This window comes from Prochlorococcus marinus str. MIT 9107 (genome assembly GCF_000759855.1).
In the GTDB taxonomy this organism is placed as follows: domain Bacteria; phylum Cyanobacteriota; class Cyanobacteriia; order PCC-6307; family Cyanobiaceae; genus Prochlorococcus_A; species Prochlorococcus_A marinus_N.
On sequence record NZ_JNAI01000009.1, the window covers coordinates 106586 to 126531 of the forward strand.

Genomic DNA, 19946 nt, shown 5'->3' on the forward strand with positions numbered 1-19946 from the left:
AGGAAAGTTATTTGAATAAGACTTTCAAAGTCACTATTAAAAATAAAGTAACCGGAAAGGTTTACAAAGAGCAGGTTAATTGTGATGAATATATTCTTAAGGAATTTGAAAAGAAAGGGTTTAAGCTTCCATTTTCATGTAGAAATGGTTGTTGTACAAGCTGTGCAGTTAAAATAATATCTGGGAATTTGCAACAACCTGAAGCGATGGGGGTATCCCAAGCATTAAAAGATAAAGGTTATGCCTTGCTTTGTGTCGCAAAAGCAACTGCTGATCTTGAAGTGGAAACAACATACCATGATGAAGTTTATGATTTGCAATTTGGACAATATTTTGGCAAAGGCAATACCAGAGTTGCACCGCCCTGGGAATTCGAGGAAGATTAATTAAAATGTTTGAACAAAAGGATATAGAAGAACTTAAAAAGAATATAGACTTATCTAAATTGAATGAAATTGCCAAAATCTCTGCTCAAATTGGCAATGAAATTCTTAAAAATAATTATAATAAAATTCAAAAAATATCATCTAAAGGTAGGAAAGGTGATCTTGTTACAAATGTAGATTTAGAAGTTGAAAATAAAATAAAAGAATTTTTAGAAGAAGTAACACCTGAAATATCTATCAATGCTGAAGAATCAGGAAAATCAATTAAATCCTCAAATTTAATATGGTGTATCGATCCATTAGACGGTACTACTAATTATTCCCATGGATATCCATTTTTTGCTACTTCTATTGGCCTTGTTTATAAAAACGTACCAATTCTAGGGGCAATATCCGTTCCATATTTAAATGAACTATATTCGGCTTGTATTGGTGAAGGATCATACTGTAACGATATTCTACTTAAGGTATCTCGTCCCGCTAAGCTTTCAGATTGTTTACTTGTTACTGGTTTCTCTTATGACAGATTTGAGACAGAAGATAATAATTATGCAGAATTTTGTTATTTAACGCATAAAACTAGAGGAGTCAGGAGAGGGGGAGCTGCTGCAGTTGATCTTGCATTTGTTGCTGCAGGTAAGTTAGATGGATACTGGGAAAGAGGATTAGAGGTCTGGGACTTAGCGGCCGGTGCTATTATTGTTAAAGAAGCTGGTGGAATTATTTCAGATTATCCATCAGGTGAATTTAATTTAAGTTCTGGAAGAATTCTTGCCTGCTCTCCCAGCCTTGAAAATGAATTAAAAAATGAACTAGATAAAGTTTCTCCATTTAAAAAAAATCTCTATACCTAAAAAGTCGATAAATATTAAAATGACTGAAATAAAGGAATTTAATTTAATAGATGCCAAGAATAACTCCAATATCATTAGTAATTTAAATAATATATACAAATTATGGGGTTATGAAGAAGTCTCACCTTCATTTATAAACACTTTAGAGACTATAAAAGGTCGAGGTGTTATTGAAGAAAATGAGGTCATTGGAATTGTAAGTAGTAATTCATTATGTCTTAGGCCAGAAATGACAACATCTATTGTCAAATTGTCATCTACTAGATTAATAAATAAGAAAAGGCCTATAAGATTATTCACCAATGGAATAGTCTTTGATAAGAAATTAAATAATAAAAATTCATTTAAATTACAAGAAAAACTGCAAAGTGGAATTGAATTAATTGGATATGATACAAAATACCCAGAAATAGAAGTTATTAATATCTTATTTGATGCGATAGATAAAATTAATTTGAAGGATGGCTGTAATCTATATCTACTAGTTAGTACCACAAAAATAATGGACCTAGTATTAAATAAGTATAAGAATAATAATTTTGAAGAAATTAAGAAAAGTCTTGTTAACTTTGATCAAGATAAATTATCTAAATTAGGAATTGAAGATGATGATAAATATATCCTAAGAGATTTATTATTTACACGAGGTGAACCAAATGCAATATTAAAAAAATTGAAAGGGATATATGGCACTAGTAAAAGTCTCGATGACCTAAATTTTTTATTTAAAACATTATCAAAAATTTCAAATAAATATGGTGTTAAATTGCAACTTGATCCAACTTTTCAACCTCACTTGAATTTATACGAAGGAATAGTTTTCCAACTTATAGGGCATAGTGGTAATAATAAAACCGTAATAGCGAAAGGCGGAAGATATGATGAACTAGTAAGATTCTTTAATCCTAATGAGAAAATTTTAAATGGAATTGGATTTACAATCTCAATAGACATTTTAAGAAATTTAATTAAGGAAGAAATTACTGATAAGAAAAAAATATTATTAATGTTTAAAGATTCCTCATTATTAGAAAAAGGTATGAATGAGCAAAAAGAACTTCAGAAAAGAGGTTATATTGCTGTCTTACATTTAAATCCCTGCGATGACTTGGTAAAAGCCAATCAAATAATGAATGAAAATAATTGTACTGAGATTTTGTGGATTAAATAAAACCTGTTAAAAATTAATTTAAGTTTTTAATTTATATTTTATATTGTTCGGACAATACTCCTAATTAAGCTTGATTAACTAGTTTCTAGGAAATAAGATTTATATGTTTGATTTTTTTTTAAATGGAAAAAGGCGAAATTCGTATTAATACCGAAAATATTTTCCCAATTATTAAGAAGGCAGTATATTCTGACCATGAAATCTTTTTAAGAGAGCTTGTAAGTAATGGTGTAGATGCAATAAGTAAACGAAGAATGGCATCTATGGCGGGTGATTGTGAAAACACTGAGGAGGCTCAAGTAAAAATAACAATTGACCGTGACAAAAATACGCTAACAATTTCGGATAATGGAATTGGAATGAACGATGAAGAAATTAAGAAGTACATAAACCAAGTAGCATTCTCTAGTGCTGAAGAATTCCTTTCAAAATATAAAAAAGATAATGATGAATTTATAGGGCATTTTGGACTTGGTTTTTATTCCAGTTTCATGGTTGCAGATAGAGTTGATATATTAACTAAATCAGCGATTGGAGAATCAAAAGCTTTCAAATGGTCGTGTGATGGATCCCCAAATTTCACGTTAGAGGAATCAGAAAGAGAGATAATTGGTACTGATGTGATACTTCACCTTCTTGAAGAAGAAAAAGAGTTTATTGAGCCTGAAAGGATTAAATCATTAATAAAAAAATATTGTGACTTTATGCAAATAGATGTCTTATTAGAAGGTGAAATAATTAATAAGAAAAACCCTCCTTGGAGAAAACAACCCAGTGAATTAAAAGATGAAGATTATATTGAGTTATATAAATACCTTTACCCTTTTCAAGGAGATCCACTGTTATGGATTCATCTAAATACAGATTATCCATATGACATACAAGGTATATTGTATTTTCCTAAGTTGTCTGGTAGAGCCGATTGGGAAAAGGGAGAAATAAAATTATTTTGTAACCAAGTATTCGTAAGCGATTCAATTAAAGAGATAGTACCAAAATACCTTTTACCTCTTAGAGGAGTTATTGATTCTACTGATATACCCTTAAATGTAAGCAGAAGTGCATTACAAACAGATAGAAAAGTAAGGTCCATATCATCATTTATTTCAAAAAAAATAGCTAATAAATTAAAGGAATTGATAAAAAATACTCCAGAATTTTATGCGGAAATCTGGGATTCCATATCTGCTTTTGTTAAAATTGGTGCTATCGAAGATGATAAATTTGCTGATTTAGTTGATAACAGTATAATTTTCGAAACAATTATCAATTCAGAGAAAGACGTAAGTAAGGATATTAAAAATAAATCCCTTATCAAATCCAATGATAAGTATTTCACAACTCTCGCCAATTATAAAGAACGAAATAAGATATATGACTCTAAGAAAATTATTTATTGTTCAGATTTAATTGCTCAGTCAAGTGCATTAAATATCTGTTTATCTGATAACAAAGAAGTTATTAAATCAGATCCCTTAATTGATGCACAATTTCTACCATGGTTAGAAAATAAAAACGATGATTATCAATTCCAAAGAGTTGATTCAGAAATCAATGAACTAGAAGATAAGGAGTCAAAAGAAATTGTAGATAAGGATGGGAAATCAAATACAGAAAATCTTAGAGACACCATAGTAAAAGCACTTAACAATGAAAAAGTAACAGTTAAAGTTCAATCACTTACAAGCAAAGGCGCTCCCCCTGCAATGATCTTACTTCCAGAGCAAATGAGAAGAATTAATGATATGGGTGCTTACATGGAACAAAAGATGCCTGGATTACCTGAATATCATGTTCTCTTAGTAAATAAAGAACATCCTCTTATTGTTGGCCTCAATAAAATTACAGGAAATAAAATAATTATTGATAAAAAAGATCCTGTTGAAAATCCATTGGCATCTAAAATCGCTAATTATGTTTACGATATGGCTAAACTATCTGTTGGTGGGTTAAATCAGGAACAGATAATTAATTTACAAAATAACAATGCCGAATTAATTTCAGAATTGCTTAATTCAACAACTTAAGTGGTGTGTTAAAATTTTTAAAGATATAATTCAAAAAATATGTCAAGAGTTTGCGAACTTACTGGTGCTAAAGCTAATAACGGGATGGCTGTTAGCCACTCACATATTCGTACAAAAAAATTACAACAAGTAAACCTACAAAAAAGAAGGCTTTGGTGGGAAGAAGGAAAAAAATGGGTAAATATAAAAATCAGTACCAAAGCTCTTAAATCTATACAAAAAGTAGGTCTAGATAAATTCGCAAAATCAAATGGAGTTGATTTAAAAAATTTCTAAATTTGATGAGAAATTTAGTTATAAGTTTATTAATATCATTTTTTCTTTTTTATAATTGTAATTCTACTTTAGCTTTTGACTTTGCTCCTGAAGTTGGTGATTTAGCTCCAAAATTTAAGCTAGAAGGTTTTAATAAAAATATAAAAATAAAAAAAATTTGGGAACTAAATGATTTTCAAGGTAAGTGGCTTGTTATGTATTTTTATCCCAAGGATTTTACAGCAGGTTGTACTCTAGAAGCTAAAGGTTTTTCAGAATTAAAAAAAGATTTTTCAAAATACAATGCAGAAATTGTTGGTATTAGTGCTGATAATCAAGATTCTCATGAAAGTTTCTGCAGTGAAAAATCCATAAACTATACTTTATTATCTGATCCTAACGGAATTATTAGTGATAAATATGGTTCTTGGATTCCCCCATTTTCAGATAGAAATACTTTTTTGATTTCTCCAGATGGGAAAATTTCTTATAGATGGATTAGTGTTTTACCTATAAATCATGCCAAGGAAGTACTTAATGTACTAAAGGAAAAAATATAAATTTTGCACGAACTTTCATTTGGAACTTGGTTAATTCACATCTCTTCGGTCATTGAATGGATATTTACTATCTTTGTCATATACAAAATTTCTACATATAAAGAATATAATTTATTTTTTTGGTTAAGCTTAGCTATGGTCCCAAACTTAATAGGAGCAATGTGCGCTATAACTTGGCATATCTATGATAATCAAGATGCATTATATGGATTAGTTACGCTTCAAGGGATATTTACATTTATAGGAAATTCAACATTAGCTTTGGCTTCAATGAAAATCTTTAGAGGAAGTGAGAGTTATGAATGATTTATTTTTAAATTTTATTGAAAAATTAGGTTCAATAGACAACACAGCTTTGTTCGCTGCATCAATAATTCCATATGCAATTTTTTTGTTTTACTTATTTAAAATCAATTCTGTAAATAATTTTGTAAAAACCGGCTTTTCCTTAACAGTTTTATTCGTATTCATAACTATATTATTATCTATCTTCGCCTTAAATTACTACGATAAAACCCTTGTTGAGGTTGACTTCTTGCATGGTTTAGCAGAATCTTTCCTAACCATAAGCGATTTTGTTATATTATTCGGATTCATAAGGATGTTAAATAACTTAGAAGTTAACAACTCTTAAGACCTTTAACAATTTTGTGTTTTTTTGATAAAAGTATTAGAGAATAGTTAAAAATAACAATTTTTATGATTAATACATTTCTTGCCGCCGCTTCTGCTCCAGCAACATATGAATGGTCACCAAAGTGTGCAGTTGTGATGATAGCTTGTAACATACTCGCCTACGCAATTGCTAAGGCAACTATTAGAAAACCTGAAGAGGGTTTTATGATGCCAAATGGAAGATTTTTTGGTGGTCTAAGTCATGGTGCATTTGTTGGGGCTAATTGCCTTGGACATTTATTAGGTATTGGCTCCATTCTTGGGTTAGCCTCACGCGGTGTTTTATAAAAATAATAAAAAACTTTTTAATTATTTAAATTAAATTTCTCAATAATTTTATCAGCCATCTGATCAGGCATAAGCCCTAGTTTTTCTTTGCTCTGATCAGGTGAAGCATGATCTACTAAAATATCTGGTATGCCAATCCTGTAAACAGGAATATTTACTTCTTTATCGTTAAATAATTCAACGATAGCCGAACCAAATCCACCAATTAATGTTCCTTCTTCCATAGTTACTACTTTTTTAATTCTGTTTGCTAAAGGCAAAATAAGATTTTCATCCAGAGGTTTTACAAATCTTGCATTTACAATGCATGAATTAATGTTTTTATCTTTTAATATCTTTGAAGTTTCAATTGCTGATGCAACCATAGACCCATAAGCAATAATTAATATATCATCTCCATCTTCTAGTACTTCGGCTTCACCTATATTTAAGGGTTCCCAACCTTCATCCATAACAGCTACTCCTAATCCAGAACCTCTGGGTATTCTTAAAGCAGTTGGCCCTTTATGATTAATTGATGTTATTAGCATTCTCTGTAATTCTGATTCATCCTTTGGCGCCATTAAGACAAAATTTGGGATAGATCTCATATAACTGATATCGTACTGACCTTGATGTGTAGGACCGTCAGCACCCACTATTCCAGCTCTATCAAGAACGAATGATACAGGTAAATTTTGAATCCCTACATCATGTATTAATTGATCGAAAGCACGTTGAAGGAAAGTGCTATAGATAGCTACAACAGGTTTAAGACCATCACATGACATACCTGCTGCAAGAGTGACTGCATGCTGTTCAGCTATTCCTACATCTACATATTGATCTGGGATATTTTTTTGCAATATATCTAATCCAGTACCAGTAGCCATTGCTGCAGTGATTCCAATAACTTTGCTATCTTGCTCACATATTTTTAATAAGGTTTGACCAAAAATTTTACTGTAACTAATAGGCTTTGGTTTTTTTGATGGAATAGATTTACCAGTAGTTAAGTCAAATGAAGATTGTGCATGATATCCAACTTGATCAGTTTCTGCATATGGATATCCCTTTCCTTTTGTTGTTAAAACATGGACTAGAACAGGTCTTTTAAGTCTATGAGCAGCATTAAATGTATTAATTAAATTGCCTATGTCATGCCCGTCAATTGGTCCCATATAAGTAAATCCAAGTTCTTCAAAAACGGCACCAACCTTTGGAACAGCTAAACGTCTTACGCTTCCTTTAATATTTTTAAATTCTTCTGGAATATCCTTACCAATTAACGGAATATTCTTTACACTTTCTTGGACACTATCTGATAAAAATTGTAGTTGAGGACTTAGCCTTACTTTATTTAAATAGGTTGAAAGTGCACCAACAGGAGGAGATATGGACATATCATTGTCGTTTAAAACAACTACTAATGGAGTATTTGGAAGAGTTCCTGCATGGTTAATGGCTTCAAGAGCCATTCCGCCAGTCAATGCTCCATCTCCAATAACCGCTACACATTTATAATTTTCACCTTTTCTATCTCTTGCTATTGCCATGCCTAAAGCAGCGGAAATAGAAGTACTTGCATGACCTGCACCAAAATGGTCAAATTTACTTTCACTTCTTTTAAGATAGCCTGCTACACCATTTTGTTGCCTAAGAGAATCAAAATCACTAAAACGACCTGTTATTAATTTATGTGGATAACCTTGATGACCAACATCCCAAACAACCTTGTCAAAATCAAGATCAAGAGTTTGATATAACGCTAATGTTAATTCCACTACACCTAATCCAGGACCAAGATGTCCACCACTAGTAGATACTACTTGGAGATGTCTTTCTCTAATTTGACAAGCAATTTCTTCTAATTGTGAAACTGTTAAGCCATGTAGTTGATTTGGATGACTTAACTCACTTAAAAGCATTACATAAAAACATTTATATATATAATCTAAAACGCCGAGGTGCAAAATGAGTACTTTTTTTGAAATAGATCATGTAATGTTTTATTAGATTAATAATTAATGCTAAAAATATATATATGAATGATTATTTTGAAAAGATACTTCAGGCTGAAGTCTATGAAGTAGCAAAAAAAACACCATTAGAAAAAGCACATAATTTAAGTAATATGCTTAAAAATGAAATCCTCTTAAAAAGAGAAGATCTTCAAGATGTATTTTCTTTCAAAATAAGAGGAGCATATAACAAAATGAGTAAGCTTAGCAAATCACAGCTTTCTCAAGGAGTAATTACATCTAGTGCTGGTAATCATGCCCAAGGCGTTGCTATGAGTGCTCTTAAATTAAATTGCCAAGCCACTATATTAATGCCTATTACCACCCCTCTAGTAAAAATAAACGCAGTAAAAAATTTAAAAGCAAAAGTTATATTATTTGGAGATAATTATGATGAAACTTATAGAGAGGCAATAAGGATTAGCAAAGAAAATAATTTGTGTTTTATTCATCCTTTTGATGACCCTGATGTAATAGCAGGTCAAGGAACTATTGCAGTGGAACTTCAACAGCAATTAAAAGAAAAACCTTATGCAATTTATATTGCTGTCGGGGGAGGTGGATTAATATCAGGAATATCTTTATACATAAAAAAAATATGGCCTGAAGTAAAAATAATTGGAGTAGAGCCTCAAGATGCAGATGCAATGTCAAAATCCTTGGAAGAATCAAAAATTGTGGAATTATCTTCAGTAGGGCAATTTGCAGATGGGGTCGCCGTTAAAAAAGTTGGAAATAATACTTTCGATATTGGGAAAAGATATATAGATAAGATGATAAGGGTTAACACAGATGAAATATGCGCTGCAATAAAAGATGTTTTTGAAGATACTAGATCGATATTAGAGCCAGCAGGGGCACTATCAATTGCTGGAATGAAAAAAGATATTTTTAACTCTAATTATTCAAATAAAAAAATGGTTGCAATTGCTTGTGGTGCAAATATGAACTTTGAGAGACTTAGATTTGTTGCGGAAAGAGCAGAGCTTGGAGAATGTAAAGAAGTAATGATGGCTGTTGAAATTCCTGAGCATGCTGGAAGTTTAATTGATTTCTGCAAGTTGCTTAATAATAGAAATTTAACTGAATTTAGCTATAGAATGTCTAATTCTATAAATGCTCAGATCTTTGTAGGAGTTCAGGTTTATGGATTAAATGATAAAAAAAACCTATTAGATCAATTCAAAAATTCTCAGTATCCATTTATTGATATAAGTGATGATGAATTATCTAAAAATCATCTTAGACATATGGTAGGAGGAAGATTACCAAAGAATATTAATGAATTAAATAAAAATTTTGTAGAGTTACTATACAGATTTGAATTTCCAGAAAAACCAGGAGCATTAATAAATTTTCTAAGTAATATGAAATCTAATTGGTCCATAAGTGTATTTCACTATAGAAATTATGGTGCTGATGTCGGAAAAATTGTTATAGGAGTTTTAATCGATACAACTGAAATTGAAGAGTGGGACAATTTTGTAAAAGTCTTAGGTTATAAATATTGGGATGAAACTAAAAACAATACTTATAAATTATTCCTTGGTGCATCAAATTAAAAATAAGCTAAATTAAGGAAGAATCTGGTAATAAAAATTAACCAATCTGATTTAGCAACAAATCAAATATCTAATATAGATCTAATTACAAGGATTGAAGCTGTCCTTTATTTGAAAGGCAGGCCAATAACTAAAAAGGATCTTTCTGAAATTACTAATTCTGATATCAATTCAATAAATGATGCAATTAAAGAATTAAAAAAAAAATATTCCAAACCAAGTTCAGCAATTGAAATAAATGAAGCAAATAATAGTTTTTGTCTTGAGTTAAAATCAAGTCTTAATAATTTTGTAGAGGATCTTCTTCCTTCTGATTTGAAAACATCAGAATTAAGGACATTGGCAACAATTGCAATAAAAAAGAAGATTCTCCAATCAGATCTTATACTTCTTCGAGGTTCAGGAGCATATGATCATATTAAAGAATTACTAGACAAGAAATTTATTTTAAAACGAAAACAAAAAGATGGTAGATCATTTTGGATATCACTATCTGAAAAGTTTTTTCAAACATTTGATGTGAGTAATGAATACCTATCAAAGATAGGAAGCCGCAACAATAAGCAGCAATAAAATGTAAATGTTAGAATGTTATAAATTACGAAATAATGATGTTATCTGAGATTTTTGCAGTTTTAGGTCAAACTTTATCTATTTATTCTTTCATACTAATAATTAGAATTTTACTTACATGGTTTCCTGGCATTGATTGGAGTAATGGAATTCTTTCGGCAATAACATCTATCACAGATCCTTATTTAAATATATTTAGAGGTATTATCCCTCCAATCGGTGGATTCGATATTTCATCGTTATTAGCCTTCCTACTTTTAAATGTTATTCAAAACTTAATTACAAATCTTCAATATGCCAGCTTAGGGTATAGCTGAATTTTATCTATCGTCCCCAGAACCACTTATCTTTCCCTTAGCAGCTCTTAATTTTAGTTTTTCAAGATTTTGTAATGCAACATCTTCTAAATTGAAATTTAATTCTGTACAAAGATTTGATAGGTACCATAAAACATCTCCTAACTCTTTTTTAATTCCTAATTTTGATTCATTATCAAATATTCCATTTTTATCTCTAATTACTTTTTTTACTTTTTCTGCAACCTCCCCAGATTCGCCAACTAAACCAAGAGTTGGGTAAATGTAATTTGAACCTAAATTTGGGTATTGTGCTGTTTCTCTTGCTTTTTTCTGATAAGTTTTAAAATCCATGATTTAAATAACGAACTTTGTGTATGGTAAATTTATTTATATCTAGCAATATTATTTATATATGTCGAATATTGATTTAAAAAGAAGAACAAAAATAGTTGCAACTATTGGTCCCGCAACACAGTCGGAAGATATAATTACAGATTTAATTAAAGCTGGAGTAACAACATTCAGATTGAATTTCTCACATGGAGATCATAAAGATCATGCAGAAAGAATTAAAACTATTAGGAAGGTATCAAAAAAATTAGATATCGATATTGGTATCCTGCAAGATCTGCAGGGACCAAAAATTAGATTAGGAAGATTTAAAGATGGTCCCGTAAAAGTAAAAAAAGGGGATAAATTCACACTTACCTCCAATGAAGTTGATTGTACAAAAACTATAGCGAATGTAACCTACGATAAATTATCTCAAGAAGTTAGTGAAGGGAAAAGAATACTAATAGATGACGGTAAAATTGAGATGATTGTTGAAAAAATTGATATTAAAACTAACGTTTTAGAATGTTTGATTACGGTTGGTGGAGTTCTTTCAAATAATAAAGGTGTAAATTTCCCAGATGTTCAATTATCAGTTAAGGCTTTAACAGATAAAGATAGGGAGGATTTAAAATTTGGTCTATCTGAAGGAGTTGACTGGATAGCTCTTAGTTTCGTAAGAAATCCATCAGATATTAACGAAATTAAAGATTTAATAAATAAAAATGGGCATTCAACTCCTGTAGTTGCAAAAATAGAAAAATTCGAAGCTATAGATCAAATAGATACTTTATTACCTCTATGTGATGGTGTTATGGTTGCCAGAGGAGACCTGGGAGTTGAAATGCCAGCTGAAGAGGTTCCTCTCTTACAGAAAGAATTAATAAGAAAAGCTAATTCATTAGGTATACCAATAATTACAGCTACTCAAATGCTTGATTCAATGGCATCTAATCTACGACCAACTAGGGCAGAGGTAAGTGATGTTGCCAATGCAATACTAGATGGAACTGATGCAGTAATGCTTTCAAATGAGACTGCCGTTGGTGATTATCCTGTAGAAGCAGTAAAAACGATGGCAACTATAGCTAGAAGAATTGAAAGAGATTATCCCCTTAAAGCTATTGAGAGTCACCTAGCTAGTACAATACCAAATGCTATTAGTGCAGCTGTTAGTAATATAGCTAGACAACTCGATGCAGGAGCAATAATTCCTTTAACAAAATCAGGCTCTACAGCTCGAAACGTAAGTAAATTTAGACCTCCAACTCCTATTTTGGCGACAACTACAGAGAGGAGTGTGGCGAGAAGATTACAATTAGTTTGGGGTGTGACCCCTATAGTTGTACAAAATGATGAAAGAACCGCAAAAACATTTAGTATAGCAATGCAAATTGCTCAAGAAATGGGGATACTAAATCAAGGAGATTTGGTAGTTCAAACGGCAGGTACACTTACTGGTATAAGCGGATCAACAGATTTAATAAAAGTTGGTTTAGTAAGAAAGATTGTTTCAAGAGGGGTCTCCATAGGTGAAATAGGAGTTACTGGAAAAGCGAGAATAATAAAAAACAATCTTGATATTTCGTTAATTTGTCCGGGAGAAATTTTATTTGTTCCAGAGGAATTTATGGAAAATATACCATTGAGCAAAAATATAGCCGGAATAGTTACAAACCAAAAAGTAGACGATGTTTACTCATTATTTAATAAAAAAAATAAGAAGATTTCAACAATCTGTAATTTAGAAAATATTGATGACCATCATTTTATTAATGGTGATCTAGTAACTTTACAACTTAATGAAGGGGTGATTTATATGGGACAAATTGAAGATGATGAAGAAGCAATAGATAAATATAAATATGTCTAGGAGAATCTCAATAAAGGAAGCCTTAAGCATGGCTACAAAAACATTAGTATCTAATAAATTGAGAAGTTCATTAACAATGCTTGGAATAATAATAGGAAATGCATCTGTGATCACACTCGTTGGACTTGGAAGAGGTGCTCAAACATTAGCAAAAAACCAATTAAGTAATTTAGGGGCAAATGTTTTATTCATAGTTCCTGGAAACAATGACACTAGAAGAAGAGGCATTTCATTTCCTAAAAACTTAGTTTTAGAAGATGCATTAGCAATAAGTAATCAAGTACCAACTGTTAAAAAAGTTGCTCCTCAAATCTCTGCGAACGAAATAGTTCAATCAAATTCTAAGAGCCTAAATATATCAATTGCTGGAGTTACTCCAGAGTTTCTTGAAGTTAGAAGCTTTGAAGTAGATAATGGTAGATTTTTTTCAAAAAGTGATATCAATAGTGCAAGAAGTAATGTAGTAATAGGACCTGATCTTAGAGATGAATTTTTCAAAAATAATTCTTCTCCACTTGGTGAAAAAATCAGAATTAAAGATCATACTTATGAAATAATAGGAATTTTAAAACCAAAAGGAGCTGTATTTGGCAGTAATCAAGATAAAAATGCTTATATTCCACTGACTACAATGGTCAATAGGATTACTGGAAAGGATCCTACTTATGGAGTTAGTTTAAGCTTCATTAGTGTGGAAGCTAAAAATAAAAATGCAACTAGTGCTGCAAAATTTCAAATTACTAATTTATTAAGGCAAAGACATAAAATAATAAGAGATGATGACTTTGCTGTTCGATCACAAGAAGATGCTTTAAACATAGTAACTAGTATCACAAGTGGGTTAACATTTCTATTGGCAGGTATAGGGGCTGTCTCATTAGTCGTAGGAGGTATAGGAATAATGAATATTATGCTTGTTTCTGTTAGCGAAAGAACTGAAGAGATTGGTCTTAGAAAAGCAATAGGTGCAAAACAGTCAGACATATTAATTCAATTTTTAATCGAGGCATTGATTTTATCTACAATTGGAGGATTAATAGGAACTACAACTGGAATATCTGGTGTTTTTCTTTTATCTCTGTTAACACCATTACCTGCATCTGTAGGAATTACTACAACTCTTTCAACCATGATCATTTCAGGATCTATAGGTTTGATATTTGGTGTTTTACCAGCAAAAAGAGCTTCTAGGTTAGATCCAATTGTTGCATTAAGAAGCTTATAAATAGAATTTATAATCATGCTCAATTTATATAAATCAATTGAGATACTTGTCAGTCTTCAATTATTAATAATAACGGCAATGTTACCTATTTATATTCCACTCCCATTAATTAATAAATCAATTAATAGCTTTGAGATACCAATCACATGGCAAATAACAACAATTATATTTTTAACACTAATATTTAATAGCAAAGTAGTTTTCAGAGCATATACTATTTATATTTTTTTAGGGTTGTTTATATCTCCTGTCTTTCATGAAGGTGGTTCTCTAGGATATTTGCTAACTCCAAATTTTGGTTATTTATTAGGGGTATATCCATTAATAAAAATAATTGATAAATTAAATAAAAAAAACAACATAAATATTGGCAACTTTTTAATAAATGGATTTTTAGCAATATGTGCTATGCATTTGACTGGAGTAATTTATAACTTTATACAAATAATATATTACAATCAATTTAATATATTTTTATACAATCTTGGTAAATATTCTGTAGGTAAAATTGGATATCATTTAATAATGCTATTTCCATTAATATTACTTATTAAGCCTATAAAGTATTTTAAATATAATAAAAAATGATTAATAAAGTTCAAACAAAATACTATTTTATAATTTTGAGTTTTTTTATTATTATAATTGATCAATTTACTAAATATTTAATGTATCGTAATTACAAAACTTTGGTAAATAAAGATTTTATATTTTTTAAATTAGACTTCGTGAAAAATTACGGGGCTGCATTTAATATCTTTAGTGGTAGTAGAATATTTTTATCTATGATAAGTATAATAATATCAATAATACTTCTTTCTTTAATATTAAGAAAATACACTTCAAATATACTTGAAATATATTCATACTCTTTCATTCTTGGTGGAACTATTGGAAATGGAATTGATAGAATATTTATGGGTTTTGTGATTGATTTCATAAATTTAAATTTTATAAATTTTCCGGTATTTAATATTGCCGATATATCTATTAATATTGGTTTTATATTAATAATATATAGTATTTTTAAAAATAATAGTTAATATGAAATACCTGAAAATAAAGTATATTAAATATTTTTTATTTATTTTAATTCTTTATTATATTTTTTTATTTATATTAAAAATAGTGAATTTATATTCTCTTTTATTTTTAATAGTAGTTATTTTTACTCTATATATGAGTGATAAGAAATTATTTAAAAAAGTGGTTTATAAATTATTTTATAGTAATAAAATAAGTTCACTATCATTCAAAAATACTTATGGAGCAGCTAAAACAAGTTTAGACAGTATCGAAAAAATTAATAGAAAAATTAGTGATAAAGTAAAAGTAGAATTATTAAATTATGAAAAAAATAAATTAGAGAGACAATTAAAAACAGGAGATTATAAAGTTACACTTTTTGGAGCTGGTTCCTCAGGAAAAACATCTATAGCAAGATCATTATTGAAAAATATTGTTGGAAAAACTTCTGCCAAAATAGGTACGACAAAGCAGATTAATAGTTATGTAATTCGAATCCCAATCTTAAAAAGAAACATTAACATAATAGATACTCCAGGATTATTTGAACCATCGAGAATTGGTGAAGAAAGAGAAAAATCAACGATATTACAGGCATCAAATTCTGATTTGGTTCTCTTTGTTTTAGATCAGGACATAAACAAATATGAAAAATATTTAATTAATGAATTATTGAAAATAGGAAAAAAAATAATAATAGTACTAAATAAATGTGACTTAAGAACGTTAGAAGATAATACCCTCATTAAAGAAAATATAATTTCTATTACTTCTGCTAAGAAAAATAAAATTTCAGTTGTTCAAACAATTGCAGTACCTCAAAAATCCTCTTATATAAAATCAGACCCATTAAATTACAGTACAGATGTTGGGAGTTTGTTTAGAGAAATAATAGAAACTCTCGAAAGTAATGGAGAAGAGTTATTAGCTGAAAATATTCTCTTTAGCTCAAGCAAATTAGGAATTAAAAGTAAAAAATTCATACAAGAGCAAAGATATTTAATGTCAAATAAAGTTATTAAGAAATACATGTGGATAACAGGGGGGGTCATACTTGTTAATCCACTACCTGCTATTGATTTTCTTACTACCACTTCAGTTAACGTTCAAATGGTAATGGAATTATCAAAAATATATGAAATAACACTTACCAAAAAAGATGCAAAGGATTTATCAAAATCATTACTAAGTACTTTAGCTAAATTAGGAATCGTAAAAGGAGGACTTGCCATTATTTCTCCTGTTTTATCTACAAGTTTGACTAAAATAATTATCTCAAAGTCACTACAATCAATTACAGCAGGTTGGCTAATAAGAATAGTAGGACTAAGTTTGGTTGAATATTTTAAAAATGGACAAGATTGGGGAGACGGAGGAATTCAAGAAGTAGTAGATAATATCTACAGAATAAGTAGGAGAGAGGAATTTTTAAATAATTTTGTAAATGAAGCTATCTCAAAAATTAAAATCAAAAAGTATTTTAAATCGAATAATAGGTTGCCCCCATCTCTTATGTGATATTTGATAATTGATCATTAATGAAAGTCCTAAAATCAAAAATAGTTATTAAAAGTAAGTAAGCAATACAAATAGCAATAGATATAAAACCTGTTACTATAGCTATAATTTTTGGTCTACCCATATTCATTGATAAGGGTCAAAAAACTTCAAAAGTTCTTCAATATGAGAATTGTTAGTATTATAGTTTCCCATTACAACTCTTAAAAAATATTTACCTTTAAATTTTGGTCTAGAAAGCATAAAATTATTTTTCATCAGTTCATTTACTTTAGTTTGAGTCCAGATATCTGAGTCTTTTGCCGTAAGTCCATTTGGTAAGAATGAAACAATATGTAAAGGGCCAGAATATATTTCAAATTTATTTTTACTTATATTTTTTATAAAAAAGTCCTTTTTGTCTATTGATGATTTTAATATATCTTCTATACCTTTCATACCTAAAAATCTTAAGCCAAGCCATAGTTTTATAACCTCTGCGGGTCTGGAACCTTGTATGCCTATTTCTCCTCTGTTTAATATATTTTCATTAGATGATATGTATGGAAGTCCTGTAGAAAATGTATTTTCTAAAGTACTCATATTTGATACCAATAAAAGAGAAGAAGTCTTGGTGATGCCAATTATTTTTTGAGGATTTATTGTTATGGAATTTGCCTTATCAATATTATTTATGCCTTCGATTGGAATTGAAGTTACAGCAAAGATTCCTCCAATAGAGCCATCAATATGCAACCATATATCTCTCTCCTTGCATATTTCACTAATATCTTTAATAGGATCAATAGCTCCTCTTACAGTCGTTCCAAGTGTGGCAACAACAGCAAATATTTTTTTATTTTCTATTGAACAATTGTCTAATGTTTTCCTTAGACATTGTATATCCATACATCCTTTATTATCAGTTTTAACCCTAATGAGATTATTTTCATCGAGACCCATTATTCTTATGCATTTAATAAATGAAGAATGAGCATCTTCACTGACAAGTAACACAGATTTAGGATCTGAACCTAATCCAGCATTATGTCTAGCTGCTATGAGTGCGTTCAAATTACTTAAGGTACCTCCACTTGCTGCTATACCACCTGAATAATTATTAAAGCCTATTTTCTTTGCAAACCATTTGCATAATGATTCTTCAAGCAAAGTAACACTTGGAGATAACTCGTAAGCAAGAAGATTATTATTTAAACCAGCAGCAATTAAATCACCCAAAATAGAGAATATCAAAGGTGGGGGATCAAGGTGTGCTAGGGAACCGGGATGAGCCGGATTATATGAACTATTCAAAAGTGATTCAATCTCAGAGAATAAATCCTCTGCGGAATTACCGTCCTCCTCAGGCATTATGCACTTGAAATTCTCTTCAAGAGGTAAAGGACCATATTTTTCTGCATTAGAGAACCAGTTACAAAGAGTTTGAGTTGCTCTATTGAGAAGAGTGGTCAAATTATTGTTAGTCCCTAAATAAGACGGGAAGTATATATCTTTTTTATTAATTAAATCTTCAGTCATCAGATAAGATATCTAATAGTAAGTCTATTCTTAATATTGGTAAATGAGGTATATTTTTGAAAATGAAAATAGTAATAGCGAACAACCAAATAGCACAAATAATTCAAACTATTCTAAATGGATGAACTTGATATTAAGAAGATCAGAAGAAATAGGACAGGTAGAATTACCAATCTGTTCTGTAATTTTAGATGAGAGAGGAAGATGTATTGGAAGAGGTATTAATAGGAGAAATATTAATAAAGATCCATTAGGTCATGCTGAAATAATGGCACTAAGGCAAGCATCCTTAATAAAAAATGATTGGAGATTTAATGAATGTATTATTATCACAAATTTAGAACCATGTACCATGTGTGCATCGGCACTTATTCAAGCACGGATGGGTAAAGTTGTTTTTGGAGCTTATGATAAGAAAAGAGGGGGGTTAGGCGGCTCAATTGACTTATCAAAACATAAAAGTTCTCATCACAAAATGGAGATAATAGGAGGCATTTTAGAAGATGAATGTAGTAGGCTCTTACAAATATGGTTTAAAAATTTAAGGACTAAAATATAGAATGCTTCTTTAACTCAGTATCAAAGAGGTTTAATAATCTATCTACATTTTCTTCACTTGAGTTAAAACCCATTAACCCAATACGCCATACCTTTCCAGATAATTCACCAAGTCCATTACCTATTTCTATTCCAAAGTTTCTTAAAAGATGGTTTCTAAATCCATCTCCATCAACAAATGGAGGAATCTTAACTGTTGTAAGAGTGGGCAATCTATAATCCTTTGATACATGTAATTCCAAACCCAGAATTTCTAAACCACTCCATAGTCTATTGGCATTAGTATTATGTCTATTCCAAACATTTTCTAACCCCTCATTTGCTATTAATCGTAAACCTTCTCGAATAGCAAAATTCATATTTACAGGCGCGGTATGATGGTAAACACGATCAGAACCCCAATATTTATTTAATAAAGATAAATCTAAGTACCAATTAGGTACTTTTGTTTTTCTTAAACTTAGTTTTTCTTCAGCTCTTTTATTCATTGTAAAAGGGCTTAATCCTGGGGGGCAACTTAATCCCTTCTGACTACAACTGTATGCTAGATCAATTTTCCATTCATCTATGAATAATTCTAAAGCTCCAAGTGAAGTAACTGCATCAACTAAAAACAAGCAGTTATTTTTTCTACATATATCACCAATCCCTTCAAGAGGCTGTAAAACACCACTTGATGTTTCAGCATGGACAATAGCAAAAATGGCTGGTTTTTTAGTCTCTATTTCAAACTTAATTTCCTCATAAGTAAAAGCCTCACCCCATGGCTTTTCCATAAAAGAAACTTGAGCTTTATATCTGGTTGCCATATCAACTAATCTGTCTCCAAAATATCCTTTTTTAGCAATCAAAATTTTTTCTCCTTCTTCAATAAAATTAGCTATTGAAGCTTCCATCGCTGCACTACCAGTTCCGCTCATTGGAAGAGTAAGACGATTATTGCACTGCCAGGTATACCTTAAAAGCTGCTGAACATCAGACATCAATGAGATATATGCTTCATCTAAATGACCAATAGGATTCAAAGAAAGAGCGCTTAAGACTTCTGGATGAGCATTTGAAGGACCAGGGCCTAATAAAAGTCTAGAGGGAACATATGTCTTTGAGAAATGAGATAAATTCTCTTTATTTAATGCAGGAATAAGTTTTGCTTCTGTCAAAGCATTAAATTCAATTACCTTTAAATTAGACTAATATCGTCGCTTAAGCGATATTTATTTAAAGAAATTAATTCAATTTAAATAA

The 19946-nt window shown here is 30.2% G+C and carries 22 protein-coding genes; 18 read left to right on the forward strand and 4 right to left on the reverse strand.

What is annotated here, in order from left to right; all coding sequences use genetic code 11:
- Window positions 1-11 precede the first annotated feature (11 nt).
- The 9 genes from EU92_RS02775 (at window position 12) to psaK (ending at window position 6216) form a co-directional block, all read left to right on the forward strand.
- Complete coding sequence (locus EU92_RS02775) at window positions 12-386, forward strand: 2Fe-2S iron-sulfur cluster-binding protein (protein WP_032514367.1); 375 nt, start codon at window positions 12-14, stop codon at window positions 384-386.
- Window positions 387-391: 5 nt separating this feature from the next.
- Window positions 392-1240, forward strand: coding sequence for an inositol monophosphatase family protein (locus EU92_RS02770; protein WP_032514366.1), 849 nt, complete (start codon window positions 392-394; stop codon window positions 1238-1240).
- Window positions 1241-1259: 19 nt separating this feature from the next.
- Window positions 1260-2411 (forward strand): ATP phosphoribosyltransferase regulatory subunit, encoded by a 1152-nt coding sequence (locus tag EU92_RS02765; protein ID WP_032514364.1) that lies wholly within the window; start codon window positions 1260-1262, stop codon window positions 2409-2411.
- Window positions 2412-2533: 122 nt separating this feature from the next.
- Window positions 2534-4438: a molecular chaperone HtpG gene (gene htpG / locus EU92_RS02760; RefSeq protein WP_032514363.1), complete on the forward strand. Its 1905-nt coding sequence runs from the start codon at window positions 2534-2536 to the stop codon at window positions 4436-4438.
- 39 nt (window positions 4439-4477) lie between these two features.
- Window positions 4478-4714, forward strand: coding sequence for a 50S ribosomal protein L28 (rpmB, locus tag EU92_RS02755; RefSeq protein ID WP_032514362.1), 237 nt, complete (start codon window positions 4478-4480; stop codon window positions 4712-4714).
- Window positions 4715-4719: 5 nt separating this feature from the next.
- Entirely contained in the window at window positions 4720-5253 is a 534-nt protein-coding gene (locus tag EU92_RS02750; RefSeq protein WP_032514361.1) for a peroxiredoxin, read from the forward strand.
- A gap of 3 nt (window positions 5254-5256) precedes the next feature.
- The gene (locus EU92_RS0109165) at window positions 5257-5559 is read left to right on the forward strand and encodes a DUF2499 domain-containing protein (protein WP_032514360.1); all 303 of its coding nucleotides are present in this window, start codon (window positions 5257-5259) and stop codon (window positions 5557-5559) included.
- The gene (locus EU92_RS02745) at window positions 5552-5887 is read left to right on the forward strand and encodes a DUF3593 domain-containing protein (protein ID WP_032523584.1); all 336 of its coding nucleotides are present in this window, start codon (window positions 5552-5554) and stop codon (window positions 5885-5887) included. The genes EU92_RS0109165 and EU92_RS02745 overlap by 8 nt, the downstream gene beginning before the upstream one ends.
- A gap of 65 nt (window positions 5888-5952) precedes the next feature.
- Window positions 5953-6216, forward strand: coding sequence for a photosystem I reaction center subunit PsaK (psaK, locus tag EU92_RS0109170; protein ID WP_032514358.1), 264 nt, complete (start codon window positions 5953-5955; stop codon window positions 6214-6216).
- Between the two features lie 17 nt (window positions 6217-6233).
- Here the strand turns inward: psaK and dxs are convergent, their stop codons facing one another.
- On the reverse strand, window positions 6234-8123 hold the full coding sequence (dxs, locus tag EU92_RS02740; RefSeq protein WP_032514357.1) for a 1-deoxy-D-xylulose-5-phosphate synthase: 1890 nt from the start codon (window positions 8121-8123) through the stop codon (window positions 6234-6236).
- Window positions 8124-8239: 116 nt separating this feature from the next.
- On the opposite strand from dxs, the gene ilvA reads away from it, so the two are divergent.
- The 3 genes from ilvA to EU92_RS02725 all read left to right on the forward strand — a co-directional run bounded on the left by ilvA (window position 8240) and on the right by EU92_RS02725 (window position 10668).
- Entirely contained in the window at window positions 8240-9778 is a 1539-nt protein-coding gene (ilvA, locus tag EU92_RS02735; protein ID WP_032514356.1) for a threonine ammonia-lyase, biosynthetic, read from the forward strand.
- Window positions 9779-9844: 66 nt separating this feature from the next.
- Entirely contained in the window at window positions 9845-10351 is a 507-nt protein-coding gene (gene scpB, locus EU92_RS02730) for an SMC-Scp complex subunit ScpB (protein WP_032514355.1), read from the forward strand.
- A gap of 38 nt (window positions 10352-10389) precedes the next feature.
- The gene (locus tag EU92_RS02725; protein WP_032514354.1) at window positions 10390-10668 is read left to right on the forward strand and encodes a YggT family protein; all 279 of its coding nucleotides are present in this window, start codon (window positions 10390-10392) and stop codon (window positions 10666-10668) included.
- 3 nt (window positions 10669-10671) lie between these two features.
- Here the strand turns inward: EU92_RS02725 and EU92_RS02720 are convergent, their stop codons facing one another.
- Window positions 10672-11001 carry a nucleoside triphosphate pyrophosphohydrolase family protein gene (locus EU92_RS02720; RefSeq protein ID WP_032514353.1) on the reverse strand — a complete coding sequence of 110 codons (330 nt, stop codon included), beginning with the start codon at window positions 10999-11001 and terminating at the stop codon, window positions 10672-10674.
- Between the two features lie 61 nt (window positions 11002-11062).
- On the opposite strand from EU92_RS02720, the gene pyk reads away from it, so the two are divergent.
- Genes pyk through EU92_RS02700 form a run of 5 tightly spaced genes read left to right on the forward strand, consistent with a single transcriptional unit; the run spans window position 11063 to window position 16625 of the window.
- The gene (gene pyk, locus EU92_RS02715) at window positions 11063-12856 is read left to right on the forward strand and encodes a pyruvate kinase (protein WP_032514352.1); all 1794 of its coding nucleotides are present in this window, start codon (window positions 11063-11065) and stop codon (window positions 12854-12856) included.
- Window positions 12849-14081, forward strand: a complete 1233-nt coding sequence (locus EU92_RS02710; RefSeq protein WP_032514351.1) for an ABC transporter permease — start codon at window positions 12849-12851, stop codon at window positions 14079-14081. The genes pyk and EU92_RS02710 overlap by 8 nt, the downstream gene beginning before the upstream one ends.
- Window positions 14082-14096: 15 nt before the next feature.
- Window positions 14097-14669 (forward strand): biotin transporter BioY, encoded by a 573-nt coding sequence (locus tag EU92_RS02705; RefSeq protein WP_032514350.1) that lies wholly within the window; start codon window positions 14097-14099, stop codon window positions 14667-14669.
- On the forward strand, window positions 14666-15124 hold the full coding sequence (gene lspA / locus EU92_RS0109175; protein WP_032514349.1) for a signal peptidase II: 459 nt from the start codon (window positions 14666-14668) through the stop codon (window positions 15122-15124). The genes EU92_RS02705 and lspA overlap by 4 nt, the downstream gene beginning before the upstream one ends.
- A gap of 1 nt (window position 15125) precedes the next feature.
- Window positions 15126-16625 (forward strand): GTP-binding protein, encoded by a 1500-nt coding sequence (locus tag EU92_RS02700; protein WP_032514348.1) that lies wholly within the window; start codon window positions 15126-15128, stop codon window positions 16623-16625.
- A 126-nt stretch (window positions 16626-16751) separates the two neighbouring features.
- On the opposite strand, the gene EU92_RS02695 is transcribed toward EU92_RS02700, so the two are convergent.
- Complete coding sequence (locus EU92_RS02695) at window positions 16752-18143, reverse strand: pyridoxal phosphate-dependent decarboxylase family protein (RefSeq protein ID WP_032523585.1); 1392 nt, start codon at window positions 18141-18143, stop codon at window positions 16752-16754.
- Window positions 18144-18186: 43 nt separating this feature from the next.
- Here EU92_RS02695 and EU92_RS02690 point away from each other — a divergent pair, with 43 nt between their 5' ends.
- Window positions 18187-18702 carry a nucleoside deaminase gene (locus EU92_RS02690; protein WP_032514346.1) on the forward strand — a complete coding sequence of 172 codons (516 nt, stop codon included), beginning with the start codon at window positions 18187-18189 and terminating at the stop codon, window positions 18700-18702.
- Here EU92_RS02690 and EU92_RS02685 read toward each other — a convergent pair.
- Window positions 18692-19861, reverse strand: coding sequence for a pyridoxal-phosphate-dependent aminotransferase family protein (locus tag EU92_RS02685; protein WP_032514345.1), 1170 nt, complete (start codon window positions 19859-19861; stop codon window positions 18692-18694). The two genes, EU92_RS02690 and EU92_RS02685, sit on opposite strands and share 11 nt — an antisense overlap.
- Window positions 19862-19946: the final 85 nt, after the last annotated feature.

Excerpts from the sequence above, each read along its gene's own strand:
- EU92_RS02770 (WP_032514366.1), top strand. The coding sequence starts at position 392 with ATGTTTGAACAAAAGGATATAGAAGAACTTAAAAAGAATATAGACTTA.
- EU92_RS02765 (WP_032514364.1), top strand. The coding sequence starts at position 1,260 with ATGACTGAAATAAAGGAATTTAATTTAATAGATGCCAAGAATAACTCC.
- htpG (WP_032514363.1), top strand. The coding sequence starts at position 2,534 with ATGGAAAAAGGCGAAATTCGTATTAATACCGAAAATATTTTCCCAATT.
- rpmB (WP_032514362.1), top strand. The coding sequence starts at position 4,478 with ATGTCAAGAGTTTGCGAACTTACTGGTGCTAAAGCTAATAACGGGATG.
- EU92_RS02750 (WP_032514361.1), top strand. The coding sequence starts at position 4,720 with ATGAGAAATTTAGTTATAAGTTTATTAATATCATTTTTTCTTTTTTAT.
- EU92_RS02745 (WP_032523584.1), top strand. The coding sequence starts at position 5,552 with ATGAATGATTTATTTTTAAATTTTATTGAAAAATTAGGTTCAATAGAC.
- psaK (WP_032514358.1), top strand. The coding sequence starts at position 5,953 with ATGATTAATACATTTCTTGCCGCCGCTTCTGCTCCAGCAACATATGAA.
- dxs (WP_032514357.1), bottom strand. The coding sequence starts at position 8,123 with ATGCTTTTAAGTGAGTTAAGTCATCCAAATCAACTACATGGCTTAACA.
- ilvA (WP_032514356.1), top strand. The coding sequence starts at position 8,240 with ATGAATGATTATTTTGAAAAGATACTTCAGGCTGAAGTCTATGAAGTA.
- EU92_RS02725 (WP_032514354.1), top strand. The coding sequence starts at position 10,390 with ATGTTATCTGAGATTTTTGCAGTTTTAGGTCAAACTTTATCTATTTAT.
- EU92_RS02720 (WP_032514353.1), bottom strand. The coding sequence starts at position 11,001 with ATGGATTTTAAAACTTATCAGAAAAAAGCAAGAGAAACAGCACAATAC.
- pyk (WP_032514352.1), top strand. The coding sequence starts at position 11,063 with ATGTCGAATATTGATTTAAAAAGAAGAACAAAAATAGTTGCAACTATT.
- EU92_RS02710 (WP_032514351.1), top strand. The coding sequence starts at position 12,849 with ATGTCTAGGAGAATCTCAATAAAGGAAGCCTTAAGCATGGCTACAAAA.
- EU92_RS02705 (WP_032514350.1), top strand. The coding sequence starts at position 14,097 with ATGCTCAATTTATATAAATCAATTGAGATACTTGTCAGTCTTCAATTA.
- lspA (WP_032514349.1), top strand. The coding sequence starts at position 14,666 with ATGATTAATAAAGTTCAAACAAAATACTATTTTATAATTTTGAGTTTT.
- EU92_RS02700 (WP_032514348.1), top strand. The coding sequence starts at position 15,126 with ATGAAATACCTGAAAATAAAGTATATTAAATATTTTTTATTTATTTTA.
- EU92_RS02695 (WP_032523585.1), bottom strand. The coding sequence starts at position 18,143 with ATGACTGAAGATTTAATTAATAAAAAAGATATATACTTCCCGTCTTAT.
- EU92_RS02690 (WP_032514346.1), top strand. The coding sequence starts at position 18,187 with ATGAGGTATATTTTTGAAAATGAAAATAGTAATAGCGAACAACCAAAT.